This is a genomic window from Miltoncostaea oceani, assembly GCF_018141545.1.
Classification (GTDB): Bacteria; Actinomycetota; Thermoleophilia; order Miltoncostaeales; family Miltoncostaeaceae; genus Miltoncostaea; species Miltoncostaea oceani.
In genome coordinates, this window is the sequence record NZ_CP064357.1 from 349,243 (window position 1) to 368,699 (window position 19,457).

The window sequence follows — 19,457 nt, forward strand, 5'->3', positions numbered from 1 at the left end:
GGCGCCCGACGGCCCAGACGCGGAATCGCATCCCGCTGGGACCTGAGGGGCGCAGAGTCCTAGGCCACCTGCGTGCCGGCGAAGGCCCGGGGGCCGAAGTCCCCCAGGCCCGGCCGGGCACCTGTCAGGTCCCGGCAGCCGCGGATGATCCGCAAGGGATCGAGGCTCAGCGTCCGCTCCAGCGCGCGCTCGCTCTCGAGGTGGCTCGTGCCGGGGAACGGGTAGCCGAGACTGGTGAGCGCGAGGCGCTGGCCCACCGTGAGCGGGATGACCTCCATGTACTCCTCGTGGACGCCGCGTCCGTCGAGGAGCCCATAGCCCCCGATGCCACTCGCCCCCGGCTCGTTCGCAAGGCCGAGAGCCACGTGCTCCAGCATCATCGTGCGATCGCGGGTCGGGTCGTCGTCGAGGAGGTCCTCGACAGATGCCCCCTCGGCGAGCATCCGCTCGAGCGCCTCGGCGCGCCGGGCGGCGATCGGCTCCAGGCTGCTCACATCGGGAGGGTGAGGGAGATCGTCGACCCGGACCCCGACCCGGCCGTAGCGGACGATGACCCGTTCCTTGGGCAGATAGGCGGCGATCGCGAGGCCGAGCCCCCGCCGCCTTGTGACCATGTCCCGCACCAGATCATCTCCGGCACCGAGGAGCGTCTCGACGCTCACGGCCTGTCCCATGCGCTCGATGGCTGCGGCGAAGCCCTCCGCGAGCCGGCGCGCGAGGTAGGGGGTGCGGATGTCGCGGAGCTCGAACGCGGGCTGGAAGGCGCTCACCACGGCGAGGCATCCCGCCGCGGCGACCGCGTCGAACCGCGGGTGGGCGGGGGCGTCGACTTCGTTGCAGCAGGCGACGACGAGGTCGGTGGTCGTGCGGGGAATGTCCATGGCCGCACTCTGTTGAGGCGGCCGACAGCGTCGCTGAGATCTCGCGTCGCGTGTGCGAGGTGGCCCTCGGGGCAACGGCGCCGAGCCCATGTTCAAGGCCGCGGACTCGGCAGCCTGGCCGGGGCGACGTTCTCACTCGAACGTCGCCCCGGCTCGTTGCTTAGAGGATCAGGAGGAGGCCACGAGGGTCTTCTCCCAGGCCCCGTCCTCGCCGACGACCACCTCGTAGTCCAGACGCGAGGCGCCGCCCCCAGCCCCGGCCCCGGGCCCGCGCAGCGCGACCTGGCAGTCGGCGGTGCCGCCGGACGGGTCCGTGCAGGTGACCTCGTCGACGCACTGGCCGTCATCTCCCGAGCAGCTGACCTCGTCGACACTCGATGCGAGCTCCAGGGCGAGGTCCTCGCTGTCGATCGACACTGCCGAGACCACCGGGTCCGCGAGCGGGTCGAGACTGCAGCTCAGCGGGGTCGCGAACTGCTGCCCCTGCGCCAGGCTGATCGAAGTGTGGATGATCGCGGTCTCGCCCGGCTCGACGCGTACTGCCACGTCGGATCCGAATCGGTTCGTCGGCTCTCCATCGGAGATGACGCCGACGCTCGATCCGAGGCGCATCCGCGCCGGCACCTCGCCGGCGTTGGTCACGGGCGCGGAGATGGCGACCAGCTCGTCACCGACCGCCTCGCACGTCGTGGGGCCGACCGTCACCAGGGACGGGTCGAAGACGCCGCCGGAGGGGGCGGCACTCGTCTCTGCGGGCGCCGGGGCTGATCCTGCGGGTGAGCCCTCATCATCATCACCTCCCCCACAGGCACTGAGAGCGAGCACCATCAGGAGCGCCACGGCGGCGCTCCCCATGGCAGTCGGGCGAAAGACGGATCTCATTGATCTCCCTCGAGTCTGCTTCGGACGGACGCAGACCCTAACCGGTGGGAGGGCGCGTACGTTCGGGCGGCCCGGCTCGGACGTCAAGCGTGGCCCGCCGGCGGTCGATGAGAAACTTTCACGAGCAATCACATGCATGTCTTGACAGAGGTGCTACCTTCATCGCAATGAGCTCCACCACTGGATACACGTTGGCACTCCACCTGACCGCGGGCATCGCTGATGCCGCCGCGCATCAGGTCGTGCTTGCGGCCCAGGGGATCCAGGAGCACATGCCTCCAGGCGATAGGTGGGACATCTAGCCAAGCCGGCTAGACATCCAGACCGAAACGCCAGGGGGCGGCCAACAGGCCGCCCTTTCTCGTTCCTGGAGGCGTTCCGCCGCTGAAGGCCTTGCCAGCCCTCAAGCGGCCACACGACCCAGGCAGCTTCGCACCGCAGGACCCCGCTCCACCCACTCACACACCGACAGACGACAGGAGATCACCGCCAACCAGACTCGATCAGGCAATACCCCTCGTAGGGAGAAAGCCGCCCACGCGCCATGAACCTGCCGGACAGCAGGGAGTGCGCGGGCCAGCGGGCTCCAAACCGTCAAGGACGAGAGAGGTCTGAACATCACCCAGGAGGCGCCCCTGTCCGGCGCACGCATCACGCTCGAGTAGCTCAGTTGGGAGAGCGCCGCGGTCACATCGCGGGTCACTTGCGCTGGTTCGAACCCAGCCTCGAGCACTAAGACAAAGAAGCTGGAGGATCGCAGTCTCCTCCGTCCACTGTTTCATCCGCAGTAACCGCACCACGCGGGGGATTAGCTCAGTTGGGAGAGCGCCTGCTTTGCAAGCAGGAGGTCGTCGGTTCGACCCCGTCATCCTCCATCATCGTCACTTCACGAAACGTCCCGAGTCTCATCGAGTGTGGCCCGCCAGATCGGCGGGCCGGTGGTTCCGGGAGATCAGCCGCCCTGCGCAGACCTTTGGGTCAGGCGCAGCCCGGGCACTCCGGGTGGCGAGCACCAAAGTGTCGACCAGCCCATCGTTCAACGATGGGAGCGGGCGGCGCACACCCGCCGGTGTGGTGGAATTTGGGAGACACGCCGGGCTCAGACCCCGGTGCTCTTCGCAAGGGCGTGCAGGTTCGAGACCTGCCACCGGCATAGGGGCGAGAGGCCCGCCGCGCCAGACCTGGCCGCGGCACAGGAGGGAACCAGCAGAGACCGGCCACGCGAGATCCAGGCGTCCTGGTAGATGCTCAGGGGTTAAGGGGCCCAAGCCATGCCTAGTCCTAGAGATCCCGGCAACCTTATGCTTCCTTCACGCAGGATCGCACAGTGCACATCCTCGAAGTTTCGTGGCTGGCTGGTCTGCTCGAAGGAGAGGGCTGGTTCGGAACAACGACCCAGCGAGGGAGGCGGACCCCGGCAGTCCAGGTCGAGATGACCGATCGAGATGTGGTGGAGCGCGCGGCCTCACTCATGGGCGTAGGAGTGATGGACCGGGCCCAGAGGAATCCGCTTCATTCTCAATGCTTCATGGCGCGAGTCTCTGGGAACCGAGCCGCCGACCTTATGACCATCTTGGCAGGCGAGCTTGGTCATCGCAGATCAGAGAGAATCTCCGGGGTCCTGTCCGACTGGGCTTCCCGTCCGGATTCCACACCGAAGCTCACGGCAACGACGATTGCCGAGATCCTGGAGGCACGGTCCTCCTCGAGCTACTCGCAGCGGGCGATGGCAGAGAGGCATGGCGTCAGTCGGCTGACAATCCGTCGAATCCAACGAGAACAGGGTTTCGCGAGGAACGATGCGCCTACTCGGTCGAGCCTCTTCAGCGTCATCGGGCCGGCGACGTGCCGTGACCGGCAAGTGGCCTGGCTAGCGGGACTCTTAGAAGGAGAGGGCAGCTTCATGCACCCCGCACCTTCTCGTCCCCGCTCCCCGGTCGTTAGTCTGTCCATGACTGACCAAGATGTGGTCGAACGGGCCGCCTCCATCCTCGGCGTGTCAGCGTGCCGAACGGCGCCGCGCAGCTCAACAGGTAGAGCCGTGTGGTGCGTACAAGCGCGGGGTAGGCGCGCTGTCGCAACCATGATGGCGGTAGATCCCTATATGGGCGAGCGCCGATCTCTCAGAATAGAGGAGGTTCTGGCGGCGTGTCCGATGACAGGGCCGCGTCGTAAGGTTTCCAGGTCGCAGGCGGAGGAGATCGCTGCTCGGATGAGGCGCGGGCACTCAGCTCAGTCTCTCGCCCGCGAGTTCTCCCTGTCGGTGAGGCGGGTGTATGAGCTGGCGCGGCCGGGTGCGCTGGCCACGGAGCCTGCTCCGATCACGATCGGCCATGAAGGGGACGAGCAGTCCCATACGATGGGGCCGCCCGTCAACCGCCCTTCGTTCTGACATGGCAAATCCTCAGCGGGGTCGCGCATGCTTTGGATCGGTGGAGAGGGTTGCAGAAACGTCTAGCAACGAGGGGGTGTAGCTCAGCTTGGGAGAGCGTCTGCATGGCATGCAGAAGGTCGCGGGTTCGAACCCCGCCACTTTCACTCAGATCCGGCTCACAGCATGGGAGCCGCCAGTTCAGCATCGCGGCGCGCGCCCCGTCCCCGTGGGGGGTTGCGGAGCGGGCAGGACGCCTGGCCCAACCCGGGCGGCGAATAGGGGCGGCAAGCCCTCGCGCCGTAGTGTCGTCATCTTCTCGTGCGCGCCCAGTGGCGAAGTCTGCCGCCGGGGCAACCGGCCAGGGCTTCTGACCCGGCTGGGAATAGCGCCTCTTCGTGAGGCACCGCGCCGGCGCTGTCTTCCTCCCGCTCACCGCGGGACGCGCGACCGTAGCTCAGTTGGTAGAGCGTCTGCCTTCCAAGCAGAACGTCGTCGGTTCGAACCCGATCGGTCGCTTCGTAATCCGTCCGTCCACGTCCACTCTCAGACCCAACTCACATGGGGCTATCGTCTAGTTGGTCCAGGACACCACCCTCTCACGGTGGAGACGGGAGTTCGAACCTCCCTAGCCCTACTGGTCTACCCCGTGATTCCGCGCGATGGGCGGCATCACTCGAAACTCGAGGGCTGCCTTCCCCTCGGGAGAGGTTCCTTGCCGGCTTAGCTCAGAGGTAGAGCACTTTCCTGGTACGAAAGGGGCCGTCGGTTCGAGTCCGACAGTCGGCTTGTTGTGAATCAGGTTCGGTGTGCCGTCTCGCATAGACACCGACTCAGGGCAGCGCCCTCACTGGCCAAGAGATAGGCGAGCGCCGGACCGGGGTTTACCCGCCGAGGAGCTCGTGGCGGTTCACGATGGGAGATGGTCCAGAGGTACGGACACCGGCTGCTGACGCCGGGGACCCTGGTTCGAGCCCAGGTCTCCCAATCCTGGCTCGTTCCTCTACGAGCCGTCCCCGAGGTATCCGGGCAGGAGCCTGTCCGGCGTGCGGCCGTAGCTCAGCTGGTAGAGCGCCAGGTTGCCAACCTGGAGGTCGCGGGTTCGAGTCCCGCCGGCCGCTTCATCACTCTGTCCATCGCGCGCGAACCCGTCGGGTCTCATGCCGCAGACGACGGGCGAGAGGCAAGGGAAGTGCATCTTCGGCGTCGTGTCGCGGTGCCGACATCGCATCACCGCAGGACCCTGGGAAGGGTAGCTCAGTTGGTTAGAGCGCCGCTCTGATGAGGCGGATGTCGAAGGTTCGAGTCCTTCTCCTTCCATGCACGTGAGAGACCCGCCGAGAGAAAATCTGGGCGGGAGCTAGGTCCGCCCTCTGGGCGGTTCGAGGGGCTGTAGCTCAGTCGGGAGAGCGTTCGCTTCGCATGCGAAAGGCCGCCGGTTCGATTCCGGCTAGCTCCATGTGTTGTCCAGACACCAGCCCCCCTCGGGATAGTTCTCCGGTTCAGCGCGGCCACCAAGGTCGCGTCATCGTGGTGCGCGTAGCTCAGCGGTAGAGCTCCCGGTTGTGGTCCGGGCGGTCGTGGGTTCGAATCCCATCGTGCACCCTCCTCCTCAGGTCTCCATCCCGGACATGGGCGTCCGGTGCTGTGCGGCCGTAGCTCAGCTGGTAGAGCATCCGCTTCCCAAGCGGAGAGTCGTCGGTTCGAGTCCGATCGGCCGCTTCTTCTTCTTCTTCTTCTCCTCCTCCTCAGCGTTTCCCCGCCCCGCGCCGTGGGCTTCTTAAGCCCGGCGGCGCGGGGCTTCCCTCTGGTTCGGGCTCGACTCACTCCCTGCGGGGGTGGCGGAATGGTAGACGCGCCGGGTTGAGGGCCTGGTGAGCTTTTTACAGCTCGTGGGGGTCCGAATCCCCCTCCCCGCACTGATCTCCAGGCCCCACTTCGTGAGCGTCCGACCAAGGCGGTAGGGGAAATCTGCAGCGGCTCATCCGGGGCCTAGTCTGACCCCATGGCCAGAGGTCGCAGTGTCCGCTCCGCCCTGTCAACGCTCGCTCCGCCTGCGCGGTATCTGGATGACGAGATCCCGACGCTGCCGGCGCAGACCGAAGGCGAGTTCATCGACGCCTACGGCTTGGTGACCGCCGCGGGGCTCCATGAGGCGCTCAGCGCCCTCCCGACTGTCGCCTCGACCATCGAGGCCTACCGCGCCGCCGGCGCCAGGACCGAAGCCGAGCTCTACCGCGGCAGCTACATCGTGATCAGCCAGGAGCTACTTCGCCGGGCGGCCCTCGGGCACCTCGACCAGGACGATCGGACCGCCGCGGCGTGCGCCGCCGCCCGCCAGATCCTCGGGGAGTAGGGAACTCGAAGGAGGGCCGGCCCCGCCGGCCTCTCGTGCGTCACGCAGCGGCGCCTTCTTTGAGGGTGCTGCGTTCGGCTGGGCATGGTTGTGGACGATCCGGTTGATCTGCGGAGTCTGATAGGCACCGCCCGCCAGGTTCGGCTCCTGGGACAACCACTTGAGCAATCTCTCCCGCCGTCCCTTCTGATGGCGCGCGCCGACGTAGCTCAGACGGCCAGAGCACCCGTCTCGTAAGCGGGAGGCCCGGGGTTCGAATCCCCGCGTCGGCTCCTCCTCCTCCCCCGTCTTCCTCACGACCCTCGACCGCATGATCGCGAGACCGGCAACGGGGCCCAGGGCGGCAAGTGCCGCGCCGCAGGGGCGCTGACGCGTCCTCGCCGATCGCGGTCTCAGATAGCGCCGGATCCCGAGGAAGGACTGGCCACAAGATGGGCGCGGGCGCTGTCCCGATAGGACAGGCGGTCCGAGTTCCACCGGGCACGGTGGAGCATGATGAGTCTCCCAGGCCAGGGAGGCTCCCGTCCGGCGGGGCCGGCATGGACGATGCCGGCCCCGCTCGTCCACCTCACCCCACCCGCTCCATGGGTGGGGTGAGGTTGTTCCATCGGTCGGCGAGGCATCCGCGAGGGCGCCCCCGGCCGATCGTGTGTCCACCCTGGGGGTGTAGCTCAGCTGGCTAGAGCACCGGATTGTCAATCCGGAGGTCGCGGGTTCGAGTCCCGTCACTCCCGCTTCATGAAGGGCATGTCAGCGCGGGCCCTCGTCGAGGGCGCCCGCCGCCGTCGGGGCTACTCCCGCGGGCGCTTGAAGGTCCAGCAGGTGCGCACGGGCGTGGAGACACCACCCGTGATGCCGCGCCGCTCGGCGCCGACCCAGACTTCATCCACCGTCTCGCTGACGAGTTCCCACCCCTCGGCTCCGAGGGCGTTCATGAACTCGACACGGGAGAACTCGGCCTCGACATTCGCCTCCCGCGCCTCGACAGCGCCGTCTACCGAACGCGCCACCGCCAGCGAGGACGTCCAACGCTGACGGCGCGGATCATACGACCACTCGACGGTCGCCCTGAGGTACTCCCAGCCTTGACTCACCGCCGGAACAGGAGGAGGTGGTTCAGGTTGGCCTGGTGCTGTTCGGCCTCCTGCCACGCGGCGTCAACGCCTTGCTGCCTCCGCAGGCCTTGATCTACGTGGTGTCGATAGGCGGCCTCGCGTTCAGCAAGGTGCCTACTCACTTCACGGTTGATCTGAGACCGGATGTACTCGTCCTGCACCCGCGCGTCCTTCCCTCGTGCCGGTCCGGGCAGGATACATCGGGACGGCGGGACCTGGCACTCACCGCGAGCGGCCGAGATACCGCTTCCAGATGCGGCGCAGCTCGCCAGCCTCGAAGTCCGGTAGGCCTCGGCTGAGCCGTGCGAGGGAGACACCTCGGCTCGAGGTGATGAACCTCGGGCTGACCAGCAGCTCCCCGCCATCGCGCCAGATCGGCGGTAGCTCCCCGGACGCGTGTGCCCGCTCGTACTCGCTGAGGGAAAGGCCCGTCGCCCAGTAGGCGCGCAACGCCTCGTCGGTGCCCTTGCTCGAGGCGACGTCCCAGGCGAGCACCGGGTAGGCGAAGGGCTCGGGTCCCTCATAGGAGATCTCGATCGGGGTGGGGTCGTACATCGGGCCGGCCCCGGCCGAGCCACGGACCCAACGCGCGAGGCCCTCCATCTGCGCCGAGCAGAAGAGCCCCTCCAGGCGCCCCTCACGGTCGTCGGGCCTCAGGGCATCGGCGCGGACGAAGAGCTCATGGGCGGGGCCGTAGTCGGTCGCCTTGTCCGTTCCGCCGGCGCGGTAGACCCGGCGCCGGACCTCGGGGCGCTCCCCCTCGGGCGTACGGGACAAGGTGGTCGGGGCCGCTCTGATGCCTCGTCCTCTCGCCATCCTCATCCGAGCGTAGGGGAGGCCCGCGAGGACGTGATGCTCTTCAGACATGGGCCTGGTCCCTTTGGGCCCGAAGTGCCTCGCGGCGCGGACCGTCCGTGCCGGGGGATCCATGCGGCGTTGGTGAAGCGGCCGAACACATCGGACTTTCAATCCGACAAATCACGGGTTCGAATCCCGTACGCCGTATCGAGAGTGGTATCCGGCGCGGGCTCAGACGCCGGGGTGTGAGCAGCTGATGCGCAGGTGGGCACTCGAGCCGGGGATCGCACTCACCTCGACGGCCGCGTCGCCGGCCGGCTCCGGGGAGATCTCGATCGAGAAGCGCATGCCGAGGGCGCCGCTCGCGCGGCACAGGAGATCGAGGGACGGTGGCGACTGGCCGGCCTCGAGCTCCGTCAGCTCATCGGGGTGGAGGCTGAGGATGTCCGCGAGCTCGAGCGAGCTGACGCCGGTGCGGATCCGGTGGTCGTGGAGGGACCCGGCCGGGGCGCGGGCGAGGATCAACCGTGCCTCGCGGGTGTCGTCGGTCGTGGGCATCGCCGGCGACAGTAGGCGCCCGGGCGATGCCTCTGCGGCACTTGCGCCTCCGGACGAGGCCGTCCGCGCGGAACGGGGATGCGCACGAGGGCAGGCGGCTACTGTCAGTCCATGGGCTCATCCATCACGCGTTCTCACACCCCGGCCTTCGTCCGCGGCAAGAGGGTCATCGAGCTGCCCTGATCCGCGTGAGGACTCGCGGGGTTCAGGAGGGGGTCGCAGGCTCCTTCTCCGAGGAGGCGGCCGCTCGCTGGCGCCGGACATGGCGGCGCTCTCGGACCCCGATCACGGCGCCGACTGCCGCCATGACGGCGAACGCGACGCCGAAGGCGACCCACGGCTTGTCGGCGAAGGCCTTGCCGGCGAAGTAGCCGATGAGGGCCGCCTGGGTCGACCAGAGAACGGCACCCACGCTGTCGAACAGGAGGAAGCGCCGGTAGGACATCTGCCCGGCGCCGCAGGAGAGGTTGATGGCGATCCGGATCCCCGGCAGGAAGCGGCCGGCGAGGACGAGCGCCGCCCCTTGGCGGGCGACCATCCTCTCCGCGGCCTCGATGCGCCCGGCCCCGGCGACCTTCACGACGCCACGTCGGATCGGTCCCCGTCCGCGACGGCCGGTCCAGTAGGCGGTCGAGTCGCCGATCACGGCTCCGACCGCGCCGGCGGCGATCACGAGGGGCAGGCTGAGGGTGCCGTCGGCCGCGAGGACCGCGGCGGCCACGATCGCGGTCTCACCCGGGAACAGCGGGAAGACCCCATCTCCAGCGACCACGAGCAGGACTGCCCAGTAGCCGAAGCGCGCGGCGGCGTCGGCGAGCTCGCCGAACGATCCGCCGACCGCCGCGGTGAGACTCCCGATCAGGCCGCTCACTCCGCGCTCACCGGACGGGCTGTGCAGCGGACCCGGACGATGCGCGTCCCCCGGACCTCCTCGACCCGAAGCGTCCACTCGCCGGCTTCCACCACGTCATCGACCTGGGCGGGGCGCCCGAGCCGGCTGAAGATGAGGCCGCCGATGCTGGTCACGCCCTCCTCAGCCAGATGGAGGCCGTGCTCCTCCAGGTCCTCGAGGGAGACGTGGCCGCGCGTGATGATGTCTCCGTCCTCGGCGATCACCATGTCGGGCTCGGGGTCGCGCTCGTCGTGGATCTCCCCGACGATCTCCTCGAGGACGTCCTCGAGGGAGACGACGCCGGCGAGCTCGCCGTACTCGTCAAGGACGACCGCGAGGGAGGCGCGCGCCTGGCGCATCCCGGCGAGGAGGATGTCCAGGGGCTGGGACTCGGGCACCAGGTGCACGGGCCCGGCGAGCTCACCGACGGGCGTCTCCGGCGTCTCGACGTACCCCCGGCTGAGGGCGCTCAGGTGGACCACTCCTGTCGGCTGGTTCGCGCCGGAGACCACGGGGAAGCGGCTGTGCCGGCTCCCGAGGACCGAGAGCAGGGCCTCACGGGCCGTCTGCCCGGCAGGGATGGTGGTGACCGACGGCGCGGGGCTCATGACCTGGCGGGCTGAGGTCTCGTGGAGCTCGAGGACACCTTCGATCATCCCGGCCTCCTCGGGGTCGAGGGTGCCGCCGCGTTCGCTGTCGGCGATCAGGCGCTGGAAGTCCTCGGTCGTCAGGGCCATCTCGTGCTCGGAGGCGGGTGGGATCCCGAGGAGCCGGACGAGCCTCACCCCTGCGCCGTTGAGCACCGCGATCACCGGCGAGAAGACCAGGCGGAACGCCTCCAGCGGGAGGGCCAGGCGTGTCGCGGTGGCCTCCGCCTTCTGGATCGCGATCGTCTTCGGGGCGAGCTCACCGACGACCACATGCAGGACGGTGATCACCGCGAAGGCGATCGCCCCCGCCGCGAAGACCCCTGCGGCCTCGCCCGCGCCGGCCCGCTCGAGGACCGGCTCCAGCACGCTCGCGACGGCGGGCTTGCCGAGCCAGCCGAGCCCGAGGGCGGTGACGGTGATGCCGAGCTGGCAGGCGGCGAGGTAGCGGTCGATCTCGTGGGACTGACGGGTCGCGAGGGCCGCGGAGCGGGAACCTCCGGCGGCCATCGCCTCGAGGCGGACCACCCGCGCGCGGGCGAGGGCGAACTCGGCGGCGACGAAGAAGCCCGTCGCCAGGATCAATACGACGACGGCCAGCAGGCCGACGATGGTGCCACTCATGTGCGGTGGACTCCTTGGTAGGACCACCGGCGGTCAAGGGGGCCGGGCGGTCTCAGATGACGGGCCCGAACGTAGGCGCTCCCGGCCTCATTTCACCGGAAACTCACCGTTCGCGGGTCGGCCCTCAGGGCTCGATTCGCCCGCTGGGCGCGCATCCGGGCAGATAGCCGGTCCACATGCCGCCCTCATCGAGCGCGATGTCGACGTCGAAGTCGTCGTACTCGCCGAGCGGGATGATCTGGGTGACGGTGCCGGGACCGAAGAGGCTGCGGACGCGATCACCGATGACCAGCTGGTCGACGCGGTGAAACGGCTCATCGACGACGCACGGTGCGGTGGTGCTGGGGTCGCTCATGCGCGGGTGACTCCTGTGGTTGTGAGTGCGGGGTCAGAAGGGTGGGTCAGGGTCGTCCTCTGCGGTCGCCGCGCTCGCCAGTGCGAGACCGATCGGACAGTGGCACAGCTCCTCGGCCGGAACAGGCTGAGAGCAGCACTCGCCGCTTGGCAGGAGCCGACCGCAGCACTGCGCGACGATCATCCTTCCCTCGTTGCAGCAGTCCGGGCAACGCGGCCTGGGGGTCCGGGGGGAGATGGCGGGAGCCTGTCCTTGGGCCTGTGAGTGTCCGCGCGCCATTGGTCAGAGGGTGCCACGGCCTCGCCAGGGAGAGGCCGTTCTCACCGGGTCGGTTCCTCGAGTATCAGCAGGTCGAGGTCCTTGGCGCCGACGATCTCCGGGTTGGCTTTCGCCCACGCCCGGGCCTGGGCGCGCAGCCGCTCCTGGTCGTCGGTCATGTAGATGACGAGCACGCCGCTTCGCAGGTCGCTGTCGTCGTAGAGCTTGGTGCGAAGGAGCTGGTCGATCCACTGCCATGCCGAGTCCTCGAACTCGCCGTTCTCGTCCATCAGGTCCTCGACCGAGAGGATGTCCAGACGGACGCCGCTCTGGCCGTAGGTCGAGAAGGCGATCCGGCTGATGGGCGCCTCGAGATCATCGGAGTCCGAGAGCCCGAGCGTCCCCTCGAGCGCCTGCGCGGCGGCGGTCACCTGCTCACCGGCACCCTCGGCGCGCACGGCCTGGAGCAGCGCCCGCGTGCCGCCGGCCAGGTCGTTCATCCCGTTCGTCTCGCTCATCTGGAGGCTCCTGGTCGTTGAGAGGACAGCACCTCCAACATAGGACGCTCATCTGTCAGCGACTCCCATCGCCGAGCCTCCCCGGGCATCGGGCGCCGTATGGTGATGAGGCCGAACCGCGTCGCGGTCCGGCTGACAGGCACCGGCAGAGGGGAACCGAGGATGTCCGACGATCAGACCCATGCGCCCGGGCAGGCAATCGAGGGCCTCGAGGCGGAGGCGATGGGGAGTCTCATCGCGGCCTTCGACCTCGCCGACAGGCACGGCCTCGACATCGACGACCTGATCGACCGGGTGCGCCAAGGACGCTGAACGGGGGCTAGCCGGCGATCAGCTGGTTCAGGACGAGCATCAGGATGAACCCGAGCATGCAGCTGAGGGTTACGACCCGCTCACTGCCACCGCGGACACCGGCGGGGATCAGCTCGTCGACGCACACGTAGAGCATTGCGCCGGCGGCGAAGGCGAGGCTGAGCGGGAGAAGCCCCGAAGCGACCCCGACGATCGCAAAGGCGGCGAAGGCCGCGGGGATCTCGATCAGACCGCTCGATGCGGCGACGGCGAAGATCCGCCGTCGCGGCATCCGGGATGCCAGGAAGGGGATCGCCACGGAGAACCCCTCCGGCACGTTGTGGGCCATGATCGCGATCGCGAGCGGGAGACCGAGCTCGGTCCCGCCGACGGCGAAGGCCACACCGACCGCCATCCCCTCGGGGATGTTGTGGAGCGAGAGCGCGCCGAAGACCAGCCAACCCCGTCGGCGCGCGTCAGGAGTCCCGTCCTCGGGACCCCGGGGTGGGTGGAGGTGAGGGACCAGGCGATCGAGTCCGAGCATCAGCGCGACGCCGAGCACGAGCCCGGTGATCACCTCGATCAGTGCCCCCTGCTCGAGAGCCGGGTTCAGGAGCCCGAACGACAGGGCGGCAAGCATGACCCCGGCCGCGAAGCCGAGCCCTCCGTCCAGGAGCCGATCGCCCGGTGAGCGCCACACGTAGATGCCGAGCGCGCCGATCACCGTTCCGAGGCCGGCCAGCGTCATCCAGAGGGCGAACAGCGGTTCCACGCCGATGAGGATGCGCAATCAGCGACTCCTCGGATGTCATCCTCGCATCGGCCGAGCGACACCACGATGGGTGGTGGCCAAATGGTAAGGCGCCGGATTTTGGTCCCGGTGATTGCAGGTTCGAATCCTGCCCACCCAACTCACCTCACCGTATGGTGATCACACACGCGCCGTCTTAGCTCAGCTGGTAGAGCAGTCGCCTTGTAAGCGACAGGTCGCCGGTTCGACCCCGGCAGACGGCTTCTCCCCTTCCCCTCACATCGAGGCCGGTGCGGCTGCATCCCGCCGTGCCCGTCGTAGCGTGATGGGTATGACGACGCAGATCCTGATCGGTCTCATCCTCGCTGGCGCCGCGGTCTGGGCGTGGGGCCAGGGGACCCGCCTGCGGGCGGTCGGCCTCGGCGCCCTCGCCCTCGTGCTCGCGCTCCCCGAGGCCTCAGCCACGGGCGCGCAGAACCTCGGCTCCGCCCTCGCCACCGAGAGCGCGAGCTCCCTCATCACCCTCGCCATCATCGCCATCGGCCTCGCCACCATGCTCGGCTGGCGACCGCGAAAGAACCCCGGCAAGACTCGTCCCTGATGCGTGCGCCTGGCCCCCTCGGGCGAGATCCCTCTCGGCGCTCGGACGGGGTCTAGTCTCGAGTGGCGATGGCGCGAGGAAGCAGCACCCACACACGCTGCACGCCGCCTCGCGGCAGGACCCTCGCCCCGGGCCCGCCGGCATCTGATGATCCGAAGGCAGCCCTCCCCGTGCCGGACGTGCCGAGGAGGACGAGCCGCGACTGCTCGGCGGCCCTGATGGGCGAGGTACTCGATCGCCTCGGCGCGCGCGCGGTGATCAGGGAGCCCTATCGGGATCTGCTGAACCCGGAGCGGACCGAGACCTACGAGGTACGGGTCCACGATGATGAGGGATGGGTTGTCGAGTGGAGCACCTATTCATCGAGCGGGGGCGAGCCGCGGGTCGGCTCGGCGATCCTTGTCTGCAACTATCTCGTCTACGACATCAACGGCTCGGAATGGCAGAACACCTGCGGGGTGGGCTCTCGGAGCATCCTCGTCCGACGCAGCGACCATGCCGACATCGCAGTCATCAGCTTCACCGTCGACGACATCGACGCCCAGCTCACCCGGATCCGAGAGGTCCCCGGTGGCTTCCAGACGGAGTGGGTCGACGCGACGTCGCTTCGCCTGGTGCGACCCGACGAACAGCGATCGATGGCGCGCAGGAAGGTGGGAGATGGCGATCCAGCCAACGGCCGGATCGCCGCGATGCCGGCGGGGATCCGAGGGGCCGACCGGGAGCTGCTGACGGTGCCGCTGAACTTCCTCTCGGCCATCGGCAAGTAGGCGGTCCCTCCCGGGGCGGGCCCGGGCGCTAGTGGAGGCTGAACGAGGAGCCGGTCGGGGAGAGCGTGAACGGCACGCCGGCCGCGCCCTCATCAGCCCCGGATGCGCCGTCGAAGCTCCAGAGGCTCCGCGTGTCCGAGTGCGCGGTCAGGGTCGCCGGCCGCGTCGAGCGGCCACCGGGGACGATGTCTCCCGGCTGGATCGCCGCCGCGGTCTGGCCGCGGGTGATACGCGCCGAGTCGACCTGGACGCCGAACTCGAAGGTCGGGGCGGCTCCTTCACGGCCGATCAGCGTCGGCGCAGTGCCGAAGGCCGGAGGGCTCGCAAGCGCGATAGTCGAGATCGCTGAGCCGTCGAGCAGGACCGCGACACCGTTCTGGGTGATCTGGATCGCGACGTGGTGCCAGTTGTTGAGGCTGAGCCCCGCTGCCCACGGTGAGGAGACGTAGACGCCCGGGGCGGTGGCAACGGCCGCTCGGAGGCGGTAGGTGTTGTCGATCTGGATCGTCCAGCCGGCGTTGCCCCCGGTGGTGCTGAAGACGGCACCCTGGGGCGCGGGGGTCGGGGCGCCGGCGGTGCGACGGACCCAACCGTCGAAGACGAGGGTGCTCGTGCCGGCCGTGTGGGTGCTGGAGTGGGCGGCGCTCAGGAAGCTGTCCGAGCCGTCGGTGCTTGCGAAGCCTGGCTGGGCGGCGACGGTGAGGGTCTGGCTGCTGGTCGCCGTCTCCCCGTCATCGTCGGTCACCCTCAGGGACACGGTGACCGGGCCGGGGGAGGGGTAGGAGGTCGTCGGGGCGGTGCCGGTCGCCTCGAAGGAACCGTTTCCGTCGAGGTCCCACTCACGCGTCGCGATGGTGCCGTCCGCGTCGCTCGAGGCGTCCGTGAAGGTCACCGTGGCGTTCGCGGTCGGGCCCGTCGGGCTGTAGGTGAAGGAGGAGACCGGAGCCTGGTTGGCGGGACCGGCGGGCGCGCCGCCCCCCGCACTGCTCCAGCTCGGGACTCCGTCATCGCCGGGTCCGCACCCCTCGCCGGCCGCCGATGTCGGAGTCGGCAGGTTGCAGAGGGCGCCGGCGATGGTCGCCGACTGACTCCTCGAGACGTCGAATGCCCCCGCCTCGTTGGATCGCAGGCAGTAGATCAGCCCGGTCGATGCCTGGGCACAGACGGTGATCTGGTCGACGCCGTCGCGGTTGACCATGACCTGCTCGGGGTCGCGGGAGGCGGGCGTGGTGGTGATCACGTCGAGCTCTGGCTCAGCGGACTGGATCGCGCCCTGCAGGGTGGCGAGGACCGGGTAGGCGCCGCTTCCGGCGTGGATCACCTTGGCGTTCTTGTAGGAGATCGTCACCGAGTTCTGGGCCTGGGTGCTGTTGGCGGTCTCCCGGATGCTGAGGAAGGTCGGGATGGCGATCGCCATCAGGATGATCAGGACCGCGATCACGACGATCAGCTCGACGAGGGTGAAGGCGCTCCGATGGGGCCTCAGGTGGGGGAGGGGCACGAGCTTTCTCTAGCAACCCACCACGGAGGCACGGCCGATTCTGGCTCCGGCCTATCCCTGCGACCAGGCCGAGGCCGGTAGGTCCTGGGCCAGGCGACGTCTCAGAGAGCCTCGCAGAGGCTCAACCATCTGAATGAGGGTTAGCTAGACCTCAACCTCAGACTAAGGTATCTGCGCCGTATAGCGGCGTAACGAGCAGAGAACGCAGTCTTTTCGTGGCCGGTCTCGCGTCCTCGGTGCGGATGAGACTCGATCACAGCTCGATGCTTGGGTCTGGGAGGCCTTCTGCGGGAGTTCCCGGCGCGGGAAGGTCCTGGGTAGGCAGCGTGAGTCGATGCCCGGGGTCCTTCTTCGCCTTCTCGCGCCGCTTCCCTTCGGTTTCGGCCCCCCGCCTGGGGGCGCTCCCGACACCGATCTCGCGGCAGCGCGGCGGAGTGCGAGGGCCTTGATCCGGGCGCTTCTCGCCCAAGGGCCCGAGCGGGATGGCTTGGCGGCTCTCGTCCTCGGCGAATACGCGCTCGCCCTGGCCGCTGAGGATCCGGATGAGCAGCTGGCGGGCTTTCGGCTGGTCTGCCAGATGATCCAGGCGCGCCCCGCAGAGGACTAGGCGGGGAACGAGTCCAGGTCGTCGGGGAGCGGGCACTCGCCGGCCTGCTCCCAGACCGAATGCGCGGGACCGCGAGGGACCCAATCGGATCCGAGGCGGATCCTCCCCGTCGGCGAGATGACGGCGATCCCGAGCCTCCGCCCACCAGCGTCGATCAGGTGGACGTTCCCCTCAGGGTCCGACTCGCATGATGCGCTCGGGCTGTGACCGACGATCTGGCGGTATCCCTCCGGGGCGTGCTCCAGCAGGCTGCGCCAGTCCTGCCAGAGGGCGCCTCCGCGGGCGGCCGAGCCGCCACGGTGCTCGTCAACGCCGAAGAGGGACGCGGACTGGTCATGGCGCGATCCGAGGAAGGACTCCCAGAGCGAGTTGATCGCCTCGGCGCCGTCGCTCGCCGAGCCCTCCGGGAAGAGCTGCTCGTCGGCCCCGGCGTGGCTGATCAGGACGCCGGCGTGGCTGATCGCCCCCGGCATCCTGCCCTGCCAGGCCACCCGGTCGAGGCCGCGGCCGAGGTCCGGGATCATGTGGGGGGCCGGAAGACCATCGAATCGCTTCCCACCCATGATCGCCGCCTCGTGGTTGCCGGGCAGCCAGACGTCGAAGAGGTCCGCCAGCCCGAGGCACTCCATGTCGCCGTCGTGGTTGCGACCGTCGACCAGGTCTCCGATCGAGACGAGGGTGGCGCCCGCGCCGACGCGGTTACCCTCCCGCAGCAGCCCGAGCTCTTCGAGGGCCTCCTCGAGGACCTCGGCCTGACCGTGGACGTCGGAGATCACCACCATCGAACCGGGGTCTGCCTCGATCACCCGCGCGAGCTCATCGAGCCGGTAGTGGGGCGGGCGGATCGCTCCGGGGGTGGTCCCGAGCATCACCAGGTCGCGTGTGTGCTCCATCTGCTGCTCGGGCCCCCAACGATCGCTCGCCGAGGGGCGCGGGCCGCGCAGAGCGATCGCAGCAGGTGCCCCCTGATGTGTCCGTTGTCCGCGCGCCATCTGCATCGATCGTAGGTCGCCCACGGGCAGCTCGAGCTCTTCTCGCGGCGGCGGCCCGGGGCACTGAGGCGGGCGACTTCGAGCGCGCCGCAGAAGGCGGCCTACATTCCTGGATGAGATGGGCAGAGGCCGGAACCAGCGCGGTGCTCCCGCACCCTCACCAGTCGGCCGGCAGCCCGCTGACGAGCTGGCCGTGCAGGCTCTCCTTGAGAACCACGCCGCGATCGAGCAGGCCTTTGCGAGCCAGCTGCAGACGTACGTGGGACCGTCATACCGGCACGTCTCAGACCTCATCGAGCACCCGGATCCGATCGAAGCCGTCTCCTTCATCGATGCTGAGCTTTCACGACCGGGAAGGTTCCGGGTGGTGCCGCTCCTGCTCGAGGACGCGGTCCGCACCGTCGAGGCGATCGCCGAGGGTGTCGAGGCAGACCCGCTTCAGGAGTTCGAGAACCTGCGCCGGCGGACCCTCTTGCGGCTGCGCCACACCCAGCCCCGCCACCGTGGTCATCTCAACGACGCTCTCGAGCACCTGGGCGGCCTGCCGGGAACGCAGTCGCTGCTCGAGAAGCTCTTCGACCTCGGGTGCGATCATCGCGCCGAGCCGGCGCTCGGCGTCCTCGTCAGCTTCCTCCGGCTGCATGGGCTGCGCCACCACGCAAAGGGGCTCTCCGAGATCGATGACGAGGGCCGCGCCCGCATCGCGTTGCTGCTGCAGGCACCGAGTCTCAGTCGCCGCGCGCTCGGCGAGAACTGGCTGCTCAGCACCGACCACATGCCCCTGAGCGCGGAGGACATCGACCTCGTCGAGATGACGCGCCTCTCAGGCGCCCGCCACGCCCGCCTTATCGGGATCCCTCCCGGTGAGCCTCCCTCCTGCGCGACATCCCGAGAGTGGAAGACACAGATCGTCGCCGACGCCCGCTCCCTGCGGCCGGCCGACACCCCCAGACGGATCACCCGCCTGGTGAGTGCCGAGTGCTTCAAGCGGATTCGCGCCGAGGCGCGGTGCGAGAACGCGACGACGGCCTGGGTCAAGGCGGAAGGGAAGGTCTTCCTCTGCTACCAGGTCCCGATGCACAGCGACGTCGGCCCACTGATCGCCGAGGCCCTCTTGCCGATGCATGAGAACGGCTGGCTTCGTGGGCCGGAAGCCGAGGCCGCCGGGGTGATCGGCAAGGAATGGGACACCCTCGTGGTGCGCGGCCACATCGACACGCGGGAGGTCCTCCTCCGGGTCGACCCCTCACCGTCCATCCCTCTGATGCCACCTGCCGAGAAACCACTGTGGCTGCGTGATGACTGCGGGCACCCAACCCCGACCTTCCGCCACCTGATGGACGGGTCGGTGGCTGTGGTCTGTGAGTCCTGTCGCAACCAACGCATCGCCCTGATCCCCCGCCACCGGCTCGACGAGGCGGCGCTGCGGGAATCCCCGCTCCGGGCCCTCGAGGATCAGAGTCGCGCCGAGCTCGACTCCTACCTGTGCGAGGAGCGCGAGTACTCCGCCCTGGCAGGCCTGCCGGCTGCTCCGGAGGGTCTCGATGCCAACACCGCGCTCGACTTCTACCGTGTCCGGGACGGCATCGTGGAGCTGTCGCCGGCGAACTTCCGCCGAGAGGACCGCCCTGTGGTCCAGAGCGCGTCGGTGCGCGGGATGATCCGCTCGCGGGCCCGCTGAGCATGTGA

General features: G+C 68.9%; 18 protein-coding genes and 19 tRNA genes. 24 read left to right on the forward strand and 13 right to left on the reverse strand.

Annotation, left to right across the window (positions count from 1 at the left end):
• Positions 1-59: 59 nt before the first annotated feature.
• Together IU369_RS20535 and IU369_RS20540 are read right to left on the reverse strand one after the other, a co-directional pair.
• The gene (locus IU369_RS20535) at positions 60-881 is read right to left on the reverse strand and encodes a hypothetical protein (RefSeq protein ID WP_217925100.1); all 822 of its coding nucleotides are present in this window, start codon (positions 879-881) and stop codon (positions 60-62) included.
• Positions 882-1,049: 168 nt separating this feature from the next.
• Positions 1,050-1,586 (reverse strand): hypothetical protein, encoded by a 537-nt coding sequence (locus IU369_RS20540; protein ID WP_217925101.1) that lies wholly within the window; start codon positions 1,584-1,586, stop codon positions 1,050-1,052.
• Positions 1,587-2,418: 832 nt separating this feature from the next.
• Here IU369_RS20540 and IU369_RS20545 point away from each other — a divergent pair.
• The 17 genes from IU369_RS20545 to IU369_RS20625 all read left to right on the forward strand — a co-directional run bounded on the left by IU369_RS20545 (position 2,419) and on the right by IU369_RS20625 (position 7,224).
• Positions 2,419-2,495, forward strand: a tRNA-Val gene (locus tag IU369_RS20545).
• A gap of 70 nt (positions 2,496-2,565) precedes the next feature.
• Positions 2,566-2,638: transfer RNA gene (locus tag IU369_RS20550), tRNA-Ala, on the forward strand.
• Between the two features lie 190 nt (positions 2,639-2,828).
• Positions 2,829-2,916: transfer RNA gene (locus IU369_RS20555), tRNA-Leu, on the forward strand.
• 1,311 nt (positions 2,917-4,227) lie between these two features.
• Positions 4,228-4,301 (forward strand) — tRNA-Ala (locus tag IU369_RS20560).
• 279 nt (positions 4,302-4,580) lie between these two features.
• A tRNA-Gly gene (locus IU369_RS20565) sits at positions 4,581-4,653 on the forward strand.
• A 44-nt stretch (positions 4,654-4,697) separates the two neighbouring features.
• Positions 4,698-4,771 (forward strand) — tRNA-Glu (locus IU369_RS20570).
• Positions 4,772-4,851: 80 nt separating this feature from the next.
• A tRNA-Thr gene (locus IU369_RS20575) sits at positions 4,852-4,923 on the forward strand.
• A 127-nt stretch (positions 4,924-5,050) separates the two neighbouring features.
• A tRNA-Gln gene (locus IU369_RS20580) sits at positions 5,051-5,122 on the forward strand.
• A 60-nt stretch (positions 5,123-5,182) separates the two neighbouring features.
• Positions 5,183-5,255, forward strand: a tRNA-Gly gene (locus IU369_RS20585).
• 125 nt (positions 5,256-5,380) lie between these two features.
• Positions 5,381-5,454 (forward strand) — tRNA-Ile (locus IU369_RS20590).
• A gap of 66 nt (positions 5,455-5,520) precedes the next feature.
• A tRNA-Ala gene (locus tag IU369_RS20595) sits at positions 5,521-5,593 on the forward strand.
• A gap of 74 nt (positions 5,594-5,667) precedes the next feature.
• Positions 5,668-5,739: transfer RNA gene (locus IU369_RS20600), tRNA-His, on the forward strand.
• 44 nt (positions 5,740-5,783) lie between these two features.
• Positions 5,784-5,856, forward strand: a tRNA-Gly gene (locus IU369_RS20605).
• Positions 5,857-5,966: 110 nt separating this feature from the next.
• Positions 5,967-6,053, forward strand: a tRNA-Leu gene (locus IU369_RS20610).
• 86 nt (positions 6,054-6,139) lie between these two features.
• Entirely contained in the window at positions 6,140-6,490 is a 351-nt protein-coding gene (locus IU369_RS20615) for a hypothetical protein (protein WP_217925102.1), read from the forward strand.
• A 198-nt stretch (positions 6,491-6,688) separates the two neighbouring features.
• A tRNA-Thr gene (locus tag IU369_RS20620) sits at positions 6,689-6,762 on the forward strand.
• 388 nt (positions 6,763-7,150) lie between these two features.
• Positions 7,151-7,224, forward strand: a tRNA-Asp gene (locus IU369_RS20625).
• 57 nt (positions 7,225-7,281) lie between these two features.
• Here the strand turns inward: IU369_RS20625 and IU369_RS20630 are convergent.
• From IU369_RS20630 to IU369_RS20640, 3 genes are all read right to left on the reverse strand, one after another.
• Entirely contained in the window at positions 7,282-7,500 is a 219-nt protein-coding gene (locus IU369_RS20630) for a hypothetical protein (RefSeq protein WP_217925103.1), read from the reverse strand.
• Between the two features lie 80 nt (positions 7,501-7,580).
• Positions 7,581-7,766, reverse strand: coding sequence for a hypothetical protein (locus IU369_RS20635; protein WP_217925104.1), 186 nt, complete (start codon positions 7,764-7,766; stop codon positions 7,581-7,583).
• Between the two features lie 61 nt (positions 7,767-7,827).
• Complete coding sequence (locus IU369_RS20640) at positions 7,828-8,421, reverse strand: hypothetical protein (protein ID WP_217925105.1); 594 nt, start codon at positions 8,419-8,421, stop codon at positions 7,828-7,830.
• 114 nt (positions 8,422-8,535) lie between these two features.
• On the opposite strand from IU369_RS20640, the gene IU369_RS20645 reads away from it, so the two are divergent.
• Positions 8,536-8,610, forward strand: a tRNA-Glu gene (locus IU369_RS20645).
• 24 nt (positions 8,611-8,634) lie between these two features.
• On the opposite strand, the gene IU369_RS20650 is transcribed toward IU369_RS20645, so the two are convergent.
• From IU369_RS20650 to IU369_RS20670, 5 genes are all read right to left on the reverse strand, one after another.
• Positions 8,635-8,961: a helix-turn-helix domain-containing protein gene (locus IU369_RS20650; RefSeq protein ID WP_217925106.1), complete on the reverse strand. Its 327-nt coding sequence runs from the start codon at positions 8,959-8,961 to the stop codon at positions 8,635-8,637.
• Positions 8,962-9,166: 205 nt separating this feature from the next.
• Positions 9,167-9,832 carry a DedA family protein gene (locus IU369_RS20655; protein WP_217925107.1) on the reverse strand — a complete coding sequence of 222 codons (666 nt, stop codon included), beginning with the start codon at positions 9,830-9,832 and terminating at the stop codon, positions 9,167-9,169.
• Complete coding sequence (locus IU369_RS20660) at positions 9,829-11,124, reverse strand: hemolysin family protein (RefSeq protein WP_217925108.1); 1,296 nt, start codon at positions 11,122-11,124, stop codon at positions 9,829-9,831. The genes IU369_RS20655 and IU369_RS20660 overlap by 4 nt, the downstream gene beginning before the upstream one ends.
• A gap of 124 nt (positions 11,125-11,248) precedes the next feature.
• Positions 11,249-11,479: a hypothetical protein gene (locus tag IU369_RS20665; RefSeq protein ID WP_217925109.1), complete on the reverse strand. Its 231-nt coding sequence runs from the start codon at positions 11,477-11,479 to the stop codon at positions 11,249-11,251.
• A gap of 320 nt (positions 11,480-11,799) precedes the next feature.
• Positions 11,800-12,255 carry a hypothetical protein gene (locus IU369_RS20670; protein WP_217925110.1) on the reverse strand — a complete coding sequence of 152 codons (456 nt, stop codon included), beginning with the start codon at positions 12,253-12,255 and terminating at the stop codon, positions 11,800-11,802.
• 162 nt (positions 12,256-12,417) lie between these two features.
• On the opposite strand from IU369_RS20670, the gene IU369_RS20675 reads away from it, so the two are divergent.
• On the forward strand, positions 12,418-12,567 hold the full coding sequence (locus tag IU369_RS20675) for a hypothetical protein (protein ID WP_217925111.1): 150 nt from the start codon (positions 12,418-12,420) through the stop codon (positions 12,565-12,567).
• A gap of 7 nt (positions 12,568-12,574) precedes the next feature.
• On the opposite strand, the gene IU369_RS20680 is transcribed toward IU369_RS20675, so the two are convergent.
• Positions 12,575-13,318 (reverse strand): ZIP family metal transporter, encoded by a 744-nt coding sequence (locus IU369_RS20680; RefSeq protein WP_217925112.1) that lies wholly within the window; start codon positions 13,316-13,318, stop codon positions 12,575-12,577.
• A 67-nt stretch (positions 13,319-13,385) separates the two neighbouring features.
• Here IU369_RS20680 and IU369_RS20685 point away from each other — a divergent pair.
• The 4 genes from IU369_RS20685 (at position 13,386) to IU369_RS20700 (ending at position 14,668) form a co-directional block, all read left to right on the forward strand.
• Positions 13,386-13,457: transfer RNA gene (locus IU369_RS20685), tRNA-Gln, on the forward strand.
• A gap of 30 nt (positions 13,458-13,487) precedes the next feature.
• A tRNA-Thr gene (locus IU369_RS20690) sits at positions 13,488-13,560 on the forward strand.
• Between the two features lie 68 nt (positions 13,561-13,628).
• Positions 13,629-13,898, forward strand: coding sequence for a hypothetical protein (locus tag IU369_RS20695; RefSeq protein ID WP_217925113.1), 270 nt, complete (start codon positions 13,629-13,631; stop codon positions 13,896-13,898).
• A 179-nt stretch (positions 13,899-14,077) separates the two neighbouring features.
• The gene (locus IU369_RS20700; protein WP_217925114.1) at positions 14,078-14,668 is read left to right on the forward strand and encodes a hypothetical protein; all 591 of its coding nucleotides are present in this window, start codon (positions 14,078-14,080) and stop codon (positions 14,666-14,668) included.
• Positions 14,669-14,696: 28 nt separating this feature from the next.
• On the opposite strand, the gene IU369_RS20705 is transcribed toward IU369_RS20700, so the two are convergent.
• Positions 14,697-16,169 (reverse strand): PKD domain-containing protein, encoded by a 1,473-nt coding sequence (locus IU369_RS20705; protein ID WP_217925115.1) that lies wholly within the window; start codon positions 16,167-16,169, stop codon positions 14,697-14,699.
• A 603-nt stretch (positions 16,170-16,772) separates the two neighbouring features.
• Positions 16,773-17,669, reverse strand: coding sequence for a metallophosphoesterase (locus IU369_RS20710; protein WP_217925116.1), 897 nt, complete (start codon positions 17,667-17,669; stop codon positions 16,773-16,775).
• Between the two features lie 292 nt (positions 17,670-17,961).
• Here IU369_RS20710 and IU369_RS20715 point away from each other — a divergent pair, with 292 nt between their 5' ends.
• Complete coding sequence (locus IU369_RS20715; RefSeq protein WP_217925117.1) at positions 17,962-19,449, forward strand: hypothetical protein; 1,488 nt, start codon at positions 17,962-17,964, stop codon at positions 19,447-19,449.
• Positions 19,450-19,457 lie beyond the last annotated feature (8 nt).